Below are 9,804 nucleotides of genomic sequence, written 5' to 3' on the forward strand. Positions count from 1 at the left end.
CCACCCACCCCCCCGCCACCCCCCCCACACCGTTTGGTGGGCCGCCCCGGGGGCCGGGCGCCACACGCTGTCAACCCCTTAGGCTGAGCGGGGGGGGGGCCTTGGGCGTGCGCCCCCCCCCACCACCGAAAGGGGTGAACCGTCGTAACCTTCCAGCCCCGGCGACGTTTTGCTGTGCGGGAAATCCGGGAGATCACGCAGCGTCAGGCCGCGGCCAGCTCCTTGCGGGCCGCGCGGCGCACCGCCGCCAGCGCCGGATCGAGCGCGGGCACGGCCGCCAGCAGCTGCCGGGTGTACGGCTCCTTCGGGTCCGCGTACACCTCGTCCACCGTGCCCTGTTCGACGATCCGGCCCTGTCGCATGACCGCGACCCGGTCGCTGACCTGGCGTACGACGGCGAGGTCGTGGGCGATGAAGACCAGGGCCAGTCCGAGTTCCCGCTGGAGCCGCGCCAGCAGCGCGGTCACCTGGGCCTGGGTCGTCACGTCGAGCGCGGAGACGGCTTCGTCGCAGACGATCAGCTCCGGCTCGGCGGCCAGCGCACGGGCGATCCCGACGCGCTGGCGCTGTCCGCCGCTGAACTCGTGCGGGTAGCGGTCGTAGCTCTCCGGGTCGAGTCCGACCCGGGTCAGCAGCTCCGCCACCCGGGCCCTGATCGCCTTCTCGTCGCGCTGCCCCGCGGCGCGCAGCGGGTCGGCGACCGACTCGCCGACCGAGCGGCGCGGGTTGAGCGAGGAGACCGGGTCCTGGAAGACCATCTGCACCCGGGCGTCGCGGGTGAGCCGCCCCGAGGTGGGTTCCAGCAGCCCGACCAGCATCCGGCCGAGGGTGGTCTTGCCGCTGCCGCTCTCGCCGACGATGCCGAGGGTCTCGCCGCGCCGCACGGCGAGCGAGACCCCGTCGACGGCGGTGAACGCGCCCTTCCCCCGCCCGAAGACCTGCCGTACGCCGTCGGCCTCGACCAGCACCTCGGCGTCGGCCGCCGGCTTCGTGCCGGAGCCGGCGCGCTCCCCCGTCACCCGCGGCACCGCCGCCAGCAGTTCCCGGGTGTACGGCTCGCGCGGGGCCACCAGCACCTCGCCGACCGGTCCCCGTTCCACCTCCCGGCCCGCCCGCATGACCAGTACCTCGTCGACCGACTCCGCCGCCACACCCACGTCGTGGGTGACCAGCAGCAGCCCCATGCCGGTCTCCCGGCGCAGTTCGTGCAGCAGGTCCAGGATCTGGGCCTGCACGGTGACGTCGAGGGCGGTGGTCGGCTCGTCGGCGATGAGCAGCCGGGGCTCGCAGGCCAGGGCCATCGCGATCAGTGCCCGCTGCCGCATCCCGCCGGAGAACTCGTGCGGCCGGGACCGGGAGCGCCGGGCCGCGTCGGGGATGCCGACCCGGTCCAGCACCTCGACCGCCCGGGCCCGCGCCGCCCGTCGCGAACCGCGGTTGTGCACCCGGTACACCTCGGCGATCTGGTCGCCCACCGCGTAGTACGGGTCGAGCGAGGACAACGGGTCCTGGAAGACCATCGCGGCCCCGGCGCCCCGCAGGGCCCGCAGCTCCCTGTCGTCCGCGGCGGTCACGTCCACCCCGGCGACCCGGATCGCGCCGGTGACCTTCGCGCCGGTGCCCCGGTGCAGTCCGAGCAGGGCGTACGCCGAGGCGCTCTTGCCGGAGCCGGACTCGCCGACCACGCCGAGCGCGCCGCCGGCCTCCAGCGAGAACGACAGCCCGTCCACCGCCCGTACGTCGCCGAACGAGACGGAGAGGTCCGAGACTTCGACCAGGCTCATGCCAGCACCACCCGTCGGTCGGCCATCGCCTGGAGGATGTCGGCGACGGCGTTGGCGAGGACGACGAAGAATCCGGTGACGAGCACCAGACCCACGACGACCGGAAGGTCCACGTGCTTCACGGCGTCGACCAGTTCACGGCCGACCCCGGGTATCCCGAAGAGCGATTCGGTGAGCACGGCGCCGCCGAACATCGAGCCGATGTCCAGTGCGCCGAGCGCGATCACCGGCGCCAGCGCGCCGCGCAGCGCGTGCCGCCCGACGAGCGCCCGCTCGCCGACCCCGTACGCCCGGAAGGTGCGCACATGGTCCTCGGCCAGGGTCTCCAGCATCGAGGCCCGGGTCATCCGGGCGTACGGCGCCGCCGACACCAGGGCCAGCGAGATCCACGGCAGCAGCAGGTTCCAGGCCCACTGCTCGGGGTCCTCGGTGAGCGGCACGTAGTCCGGGAAGGGCAGGATCTGCAGCGCCGTGACCAGGACGATGATCAGCAGCAGCCCGATGACGAAGACCGGGGTGGCCATCCCGGCCAGGGTGATCCAGGTGAGGATCCGTTCGGTGGGACGGCCGCGCCGCCACACCGAGAGCAGCCCGGTGCCGACGCCCAGCAGCATCCACAGCACGAAGGCGCCCAGCGCGAGCGAGGCGGTGGCCGGGAGCTTGGCCAGGATCAGCTCGGTGACCTGCTGGTCGCTCTGGTACGAGAGCCCCAGGCACGGCGCCTGGCAGTGCAGCACGCCGGTCCCGGTCGAGTAGTCGCGGCCCGCGAACAGCCCCTGGAGGAAGTGCGCGTACTGCACGTACAGCGGGTCCCCCAGGTTCAGCTGCTCGCTGACCTGCGCGACCTGGGCGGGCGAGCAGCGCGGACCGCAGGCGATCTGGGCGACGTTGCCGGGGGCGACGTAGAAGACCGCGTAGACGACGACGCTGAGCACGAACAGGACGAGGACCGCCCCGCCGAGGCGTCTGAGCAGGAACCACTTCACGCGTCGGCCTCCTTCTTCCGTCCGGTGCCCACCCGCAGCCGGGACGCGGCGCGCGGGTCGAGCGCGGTGCGTACGCCCTCGCCGAGGACGGTCAGCGCCAGCACGGTGACGAAGAGCAGCAGGGCGGGGACGAGCAGATAGGTGGGCGCCGCCTGGTACCAGGTGTCGGCCTCACTGAGCATCTGCCCCCAGGACGGGGTGGGCGGCTTGATGCCGACCCCGAGGAAGGACAGGGCCGCCTCGACGACGATGTTGCCGGGGAAGAGCAGTACGGCGTACGTGATGACGGGGGCGGCCAGGGCGGGCAGCAGCTCGCGCCGGGCGATCTGCCAGGAGCCCCAGCCGCTGAGCCGGGCGGCGGCGACGTGGTCGCGCGACTTCAGCGAGAGCGTCTGGGCGCGCACGATCTTCGAGATGCCGGACCAGCCGACCAGGCCGATGATCACGGCGATCAGGACCGGCCGGGGGAAGCCCGCGGGTACGACGGCGAGCGCGCCGAGCGCGATCACCATGACGGGCAGCGCGACCACCACGTCGGTGACCCGGCTGAGCAGCTGGTCGACGAGGCGGTTGCCGAGCCCGGCCGCGAGACCGACGGCGAGACCGATGACCACCTGGAGCAGGGTGGCGGCCAGCGCCACACCGAGCGAGACCCGGGCCCCGTACACGACGCGGGCGAACAGGTCGCGTCCGGTGAGCGGTTCGACGCCGAGCCAGTGCTCGGCGCCGATCCCGCCGAAGGAGCCGAGCGGCACCCCGCCGGTGGCGGAGTCGACGAGGTCGGGGTGGTACGTGGTGGGGTCCTGGCCCTCCACGTACGTGAGCAGCGGGGCGGCGAGCGCGGCCAGGACCAGCAGGGCGACGACGGCCGCGGCCACCAGTGCCGAGGGCCGGGCCCGCAGCCGCCGCCAGAACGGACGGGCCCCGGAGGCGGGGGCCCGGGCGGCCCCCGCCTCCTTGACCGGAAGTGCGTCGGTCATGGCTACTTGACCGCGACCTGCGAGATGTCGAGCACGCCGGTCCAGTCGCTGATCACGACGTTCTTGACGGCCTCGCCGTACAGGCGCTTGTAGACGGGGTGGAAGAGCGGCACGGTCAGGGCCTGCTCACCGACCTTCTTGTCCAGGGCGCCCCAGCGCTTCGCGGCGGCCTCGAGGTCGGTCAGCTTGTTGATCTCGTCGATCTCCTTGTTGACCGCGGGATCGTTCAGCTGGCCGGAGTTGAAGTTGTAGCCGGACCGGACGATCTGCCGTCCGTCGAAGACCGGCGCGAAGAACGGGCCGCCGGACGGCCAGTCGGCGCCCCAGCCGCCGAGGAAGAAGCCGGGTTCGCTCTTCACGTCGTAGACGGTGTCGGAGTAGTCGTTGCTCTCCAGGCCCTTGAGCCGGACGGTGATGCCGGCCTTCTTCAAGGACTCCTGGAGCGCGGTGGCGATCTCCGGGCCGGTGGCGAAGTCCTTCTCGTTGGAGTGGGTGAGGGTGACGGTCAGCCCCTTGGGGTGGCCGGCCTCCTTCAGCAGCTCCCTGGCCTTGGCCGGGTCGCCGTTCTTCCCGGCCGGGAAGTGGTCGTACGGCGTGTGGCCGAAGGCCGCCTGCGCGGGCAGGAAGGTGGTGGCGGGCTCGGCGAGCGAGGAGCCGCCGGCCGCGTTGATCACGGAGGAGCGGTCGACGGCGTACGCAATCGCCTGGCGCACCTTCGGGTTGTCGAAGGGCTTCACCTTCGGGTTGAAGGCGATGTAGTTGGTGTAGCCGAAGTGGCCGGTGCCGACCCGGTCGGCGAGCTTCTTGTCGCCGGTGACCTTGGCGAGTTCGGCCGGGCCGAGGTTGGTGTCGGTGGTGACGGCGGCGGCGTCGGCGCCCTGCGAGGCGGAGAGCCGCTGGTTGATGACGGCGGAGTCGATCCCGGAGCGCACGTCGATCCGGTCGGGGTAGGCCTTGCGCTGGTCGTCGGTGGCGGCCGACCAGTGCGGGTTGCGCTCCAGGACCAGCCGTTCGCCGTCGCCCTCGTTGCTGACGACCTTGTACGGGCCCGAGGAGACCGGGTGCTCCTCGTACTTGGTGCCGGTGTCCTTGGCCTTCGGCACCGGGGTGGTCTGGGTCTGGGTGGCCAGGAAGGGGAATTCGCCCTCCGGCTTGTTGAGGTGGAAGACGATGGTCTTCGCGTCGGGCGTCTCGATCGAGCCGAGGCCCTTCCCGTCCTTGTACGGGCCCTGGTAGTCGGCCCCGCCGATGAGCCAGTCGCGCAGGTAGGGGGCGCCGCCGGAGAGTTCGGCGGCGAAGGAGCGCTCGATGCCGTACTTGATGTCGGCGCTGGTGATCGGGGTGCCGTCCTCGTACTTCAGCCCGTCCTTGAGCGTGTACGTCCACACCGTGGCGTTCTTGCTGGGACGGCCCAGGTCGGTCGCGAGGTCGGGGACGACCTTGGCGCCGGCGGCACCGTCGGCCCGGTTGCGGGTGGTGAGCGTACGGAAGACCAGGGACGGGACGTTTCCGCCGCCGGAGGTGTAGAGCCGGGCGGGGTCGAAGTCCGACTGCGGCTTGCTGTTGAGGACGGTGAGCGTGCCGCCCTTCGCCGGCTTTCCGGCCGCTCCGGCGCCGCCGGCGCCGCCCTTCTTGTCCTCGGGCCCGCAGGCCGCGGCACTCGCGGCGACGACGAGTACTGCGGTGGCCGCTGCCACGCGGCGCGATATGAGGGACGGTTGACGCATCGGAAGGCGACCTCTCGGGTGTACTGCCTGAAACGGGTGATGAGGAAGTCCGCGCGGGCAGCGGCGGGAGGGCGGTCCATGGGGCCATAACGGGCCGGAGACAGCTGTGACTGCCGCGCCTGCGGACGAAGGGGCGTCCGGCGCGGCGACGGCACGGGGCGGTGACGGCCCCTCAGGGGCCGGACCGCGGGCACACGGGCGCTCGGACAGGCGTCAGCAACAGTGGATGTCGGCGACACTGTGCCCGGTCACACCGATGAGCGCCAGTTCGATGACTGCGCGATCGGGGAGGACGGGGCCGTGTGACATGCCGAGAAATATGGTTCACGGCCTGAACCGTGTCAACGCGATTCGAGACGGCGATCTCACGATTCGGACGAAATGCGGGTACGCGGAGACAACGCTCCGCATACGGACAGGTGCCGGGGGCACCGGAAGGGCGGGCCCGCGAGGTCCGCGAGCCCGCCCGAGATGCCGTCAATCGGTCGGATACACCCAGGAGTTGGGCCGGCACTTGATGTCGTCGATGTCCAGCGACTTGGTCTGCTGCTGCATCACCGGGGCGAGCGCCCCGGGCGTGCGGCAGCTCACATGGTTGTGTCCCAGCCGGTGGCCGACCTCGTGGTTGATCAGCATCTGGCGGTACGCGAAGAGCTTGTCCGGCCCGAAGGTCGAGGAGCCCTGCGCCCAGCGGTAGGCGTTGATCATGACGCGCTCGGTCGCCGCGGAGTCGCAGCTGACGTTGTCCACGGTCGTGTCCAGCCCGGACTTGGCGCACCAGTCGCCGGTGGTCCCGGGGCTGGCCAGGGTGACCACGAAATCCGGGTCGGCGGTGGAGACCCGTTCGAAGGTCATCGCCCCGTCGTGCGCCCAGCTGCGGTCGTCGTTGAGCGTCTCCTGGACGGCCCGGGCGAAGAGGGCGACATCGAGGCCGAGACCCTTCTCGACATCTATCCGGTAGCGGTACTTGCGCCCGCGTCCCGGAGCCTTCGCCTTGCCGGGCACCGTCTCGAACTTCCCGGACGCCTTGAGCTTCGGGTCCAGCGGATAGGCCCTGGCCATCTTCTCGGCGTACGAGAGCGGCTTGACCTCGGCCTTCCGCGGGGTCGGGGTTCCCCGGCCGTCCGAACGGGAGGCGCCGTCGGGGCCGCCCCGGTCGACGCCCGAGGGCTGGGCGGCGGTGCTCCCGGCGCCGTTGTCCTGGGCGACCTGCCCGGCGACGACCACCGCGAGCACGGTGGTCACCGCGGCGGCCGTGATCCCGGCGAAGGTACGGCCCTTGCCCCCCTTGCCCTCCTTGGCCGGGGCGTCGGCCGACGGACCCTGCGGCCGCTCGTCCCACTCGCCGACCGAGGCGTACGGATCGGCGGGGCGCGCCGGGGGCACGGAGGGCCCGCCCGGCGCGGACGGTGCGGCCGGTTCGCCGAACGCCTCGACGAACTCGCGCCGCGGTCCCGGTATCAGCGGCCGGGTGCCGGTGGGCGGCTGCCCCTGGGCCGTCCGCTGCGGCCGGGGCGGGGGCGTCGCCGCGGCGGACCGCTGCTCGTCGATCCGGAAGCGGGGCTGCGGGCCGGTGCCCCAGCCGCCGCCGGGTTCGTGCTGCTCGGGGTGGCCGCCGCGGACCTGGGCTCCCTGCTGGAAGGGGGTGTGCCCGCCGGAGCCGGCCGGTGCGTCCGTCCGCTTGCGCCGGCGCCCGGTGCCGGGGGCCGGCGGTCCGTTGGCCCCGAGCTCTTCCGCGTCGTCGGCCCCGGTCCCGGGCCCCGCGGGTTCGGGGCCTTTTCGGCTGTGTCGTCCCACGCCCCGGATCAGCTCCCGCCGCGTTCGTCGAGCAGATCCCGGAAGGCCTGGGCGACCGCCTCCGGGTACTCCATCATCGCCACGTGCCCCGCGTCGGGCAGCGTCAGCAGCCGCGCGTCCCGGAAGGACGCGGACGCCTTGCGTGCCATCCGGTACGAGACGAGCTGGTCCCGTCCGCCGTACACGAGCAGGGTCGGTGCGAGCACCCGCTCGGCCTGGCGCCACAGTCCGTGCTGCCCGCCGAGCGTGTAGGCGTCGACAATGCCACGTGCCGAGCGCGCCATCGCGTCCCAGAAGTACGGCAGCTCCATCCGGCGTTCCGTTTCGGCCACCGCGTCACGGAATCCGGCTTCGGTGACCCGTGCCGGATCGCCGTAGCAGAGCCCCAGCACCCCGCGGGTGCGGTCCTCCGCCGACCACTGCCTGGTCATCCGGGCGAAGAGGGCGGCCGCCCCGGGCACCGCGAGCAGCCCGGTCGGCACGGCCGTCCGCTGCACCCGGAGCTCGGGCAGCGCGGGCGAGACCAGCGTGAGCGTGCGCACCAGATCGGGACGGACCGCGGCGACCCGGGTGACCACGGCGCCGCCGAGCGAATTGCCGAACAGATGGACCGGCCCGCGCTCCCCGGCGTCGAGGAGGCGGATCACGGCGCGGGCGTGCCCGGTGACCGAATAGTTGCCGTCGTCCGGGGGCGGGGAGTCACCGAAGCCCGGCAGGTCGACCGCCTCGCCGTCCACGATGTCCTGGAGCAGCGGCATCAGCGCGGACCAGTTGTGCGAGGAGCCGCCGAGCCCGTGCACGTAGAGAGCGGGCGGCAGCCCCGTCGGCTCCCCGGGCCGGGACCGGACGGTCAGCGTCAGCCCGGGAAGGGCCACGGACCGCAGCTCCTCCCCCTCCACGACCCCGCCGGCGTCCGGCGCCGGGGGCGCCGCGGTGGTGACGGCACGGATTCCCGGCAGCTCGGTCGAAGACATGCGGCAATGTTACGAGACGATCACACCTCGATTCATGTGTTCGCGGTCACAGACCGCGTAGCGGCCCACCGGGGTAGCTCCTACGCTCGAAGCAAGGAAGGGAGTCACCATGACGGTCGACCCCAGCGACCCGGAGACCTTCGAGGCCGTACAGCCGGACGAGCCGGACCAGGAGACCCCCCGGGCCGACGCCGCCGAGCAGCGCACCGATCTCCAGCAGCGGGACGACGAACCGCTCACGGACCTCGACCGGGACGGTGCCGACGTGGCGGACGCGATGGAACAGGCACGTGTCGTGGCACAGGACGAGGACGATTACCGCTGATACGAGCCGCTTTGTCCTGGTGGCCGTGGAATCTGTGGCTACCGCACTCGTCCGGTCCATGAAATTCTGCGTCCGCGCCGCGCACACCCGGGATACCCAAAAGTACGATGGCGGTGGGGCGCAGCGTGCACGGAAAGGCTGAGTCAGATCACATATTTGGGAGGCGGCGTGACAGCCATCGAGCAGACCGAGGCGGCGCGCCCGCGAGGCACTCGCCTGCCTCGCCGCGCCCGACGCAATCAACTGCTGGGCGCCGCGCAGGAAGTCTTCGTGGCGCAGGGCTACCACGCCGCGGCGATGGACGACATCGCCGAGCGGGCCGGGGTCAGCAAGCCGGTGCTCTACCAGCACTTCCCCGGCAAGCTGGAGCTCTATCTGGCCCTGCTGGACCAGCACTGCGAGGCACTTCTCCAGGCGGTCCGCACGGCCCTGGCCTCGACCACCGACAACAAGCTCCGCGTCGCCGCGACGATGGACGCCTACTTCGCGTACGTCGAGGACGAGGGCGGCGCCTTCCGGCTGGTCTTCGAGTCCGATCTGACCAACGAACCGGCGGTGCGCGAGCGCGTGGACCGGGTGTCGCTGCAGTGCGCGGAGGCGATCTCCGACGTCATCGCCGGTGACACCGGGCTCTCCAAGGACGAGTCCATGCTGCTCGCGGTGGGGCTGGGCGGGGTCTCCCAGGTCGTGGCCCGTTACTGGCTCTCCAGCCAGTCCGCCATTCCGCGTGACACCGCGGTCCAGCTGCTGACGTCCCTGGCCTGGCGGGGCATCGCCGGTTTCCCGCTGCACGGCATCGATCAGCACTGACGCGGCCCGTGCGGGCCGGCGGCCGTCCGTGTTCGCTGCGGGCGTTGCCCGCCGACGCCGGACGGCTCCGCTCAGCGGGCTAATGTGTGCTGCGTACGGCGCGGCTCACCGCGCAGGGACTGACCGTCGGAGGGACATAGCCGTGGAGGTCAAGATCGGGGTGCAGCACTCGCCCCGGGAGATCGTTCTGGAGAGCGGGCTTTCCGCCGAAGAGGTCGAGAGCGCCGTCGCCGCGGCGCTCGACGGCAAGGCGCGGCTGCTCAGCCTCACGGACGAGAAGGGCCGCAAGGTCCTGGTGCCGGCCGACCGGATCGCCTACGTGGAGATCGGCGAGCCGACCACGCGTCGCGTGGGCTTCGGCGCGCTGTAGGCACACGCTCCGAGCGACGAATCGTGGCGGCGGCCCGGTGGGAATGCCCAC

The 9,804-nt window shown here is 72.2% G+C and carries 10 protein-coding genes; 3 read left to right on the plus strand and 7 right to left on the minus strand.

What is annotated here, in order from left to right:
* Positions 1-203: 203 nt before the first annotated feature.
* The 7 genes from ACFCV8_RS33435 to ACFCV8_RS33465 all read right to left on the minus strand — a co-directional run bounded on the left by ACFCV8_RS33435 (position 204) and on the right by ACFCV8_RS33465 (position 8,248).
* A complete protein-coding gene (locus ACFCV8_RS33435; protein ID WP_376689266.1) occupies positions 204-1,784 on the minus strand; it encodes a dipeptide ABC transporter ATP-binding protein in 1,581 nt (526 codons plus the stop codon).
* Positions 1,781-2,770, minus strand: coding sequence for an ABC transporter permease (locus tag ACFCV8_RS33440; RefSeq protein WP_376689267.1), 990 nt, complete (start codon positions 2,768-2,770; stop codon positions 1,781-1,783). The genes ACFCV8_RS33435 and ACFCV8_RS33440 overlap by 4 nt, the downstream gene beginning before the upstream one ends.
* A complete protein-coding gene (locus ACFCV8_RS33445) occupies positions 2,767-3,750 on the minus strand; it encodes an ABC transporter permease (protein WP_376689268.1) in 984 nt (327 codons plus the stop codon). The genes ACFCV8_RS33440 and ACFCV8_RS33445 overlap by 4 nt, the downstream gene beginning before the upstream one ends.
* A gap of 2 nt (positions 3,751-3,752) precedes the next feature.
* On the minus strand, positions 3,753-5,477 hold the full coding sequence (locus ACFCV8_RS33450) for an ABC transporter substrate-binding protein (protein ID WP_376689269.1): 1,725 nt from the start codon (positions 5,475-5,477) through the stop codon (positions 3,753-3,755).
* A gap of 213 nt (positions 5,478-5,690) precedes the next feature.
* Positions 5,691-5,786 (minus strand): Ms4533A family Cys-rich leader peptide, encoded by a 96-nt coding sequence (locus tag ACFCV8_RS33455; RefSeq protein ID WP_323180069.1) that lies wholly within the window; start codon positions 5,784-5,786, stop codon positions 5,691-5,693.
* A gap of 168 nt (positions 5,787-5,954) precedes the next feature.
* Positions 5,955-7,274, minus strand: coding sequence for a DUF3152 domain-containing protein (locus ACFCV8_RS33460; protein WP_376689270.1), 1,320 nt, complete (start codon positions 7,272-7,274; stop codon positions 5,955-5,957).
* An 8-nt stretch (positions 7,275-7,282) separates the two neighbouring features.
* A complete protein-coding gene (locus ACFCV8_RS33465; protein WP_376689271.1) occupies positions 7,283-8,248 on the minus strand; it encodes an alpha/beta fold hydrolase in 966 nt (321 codons plus the stop codon).
* A gap of 109 nt (positions 8,249-8,357) precedes the next feature.
* On the opposite strand from ACFCV8_RS33465, the gene ACFCV8_RS33470 reads away from it, so the two are divergent.
* From ACFCV8_RS33470 to ACFCV8_RS33480, 3 genes are all read left to right on the plus strand, one after another.
* Entirely contained in the window at positions 8,358-8,573 is a 216-nt protein-coding gene (locus ACFCV8_RS33470) for a hypothetical protein (RefSeq protein ID WP_376689272.1), read from the plus strand.
* Positions 8,574-8,741: 168 nt separating this feature from the next.
* Positions 8,742-9,383, plus strand: a complete 642-nt coding sequence (locus ACFCV8_RS33475) for a TetR/AcrR family transcriptional regulator (RefSeq protein WP_376689273.1) — start codon at positions 8,742-8,744, stop codon at positions 9,381-9,383.
* A 142-nt stretch (positions 9,384-9,525) separates the two neighbouring features.
* Positions 9,526-9,753, plus strand: coding sequence for a DUF3107 domain-containing protein (locus ACFCV8_RS33480; RefSeq protein ID WP_376689274.1), 228 nt, complete (start codon positions 9,526-9,528; stop codon positions 9,751-9,753).
* The last annotated feature ends 51 nt before the right edge of the window (positions 9,754-9,804 follow it).

This window comes from Streptomyces sp. NPDC056347, from assembly GCF_042262625.1.
Classification (GTDB): Bacteria; Actinomycetota; Actinomycetes; order Streptomycetales; family Streptomycetaceae; genus Streptomyces.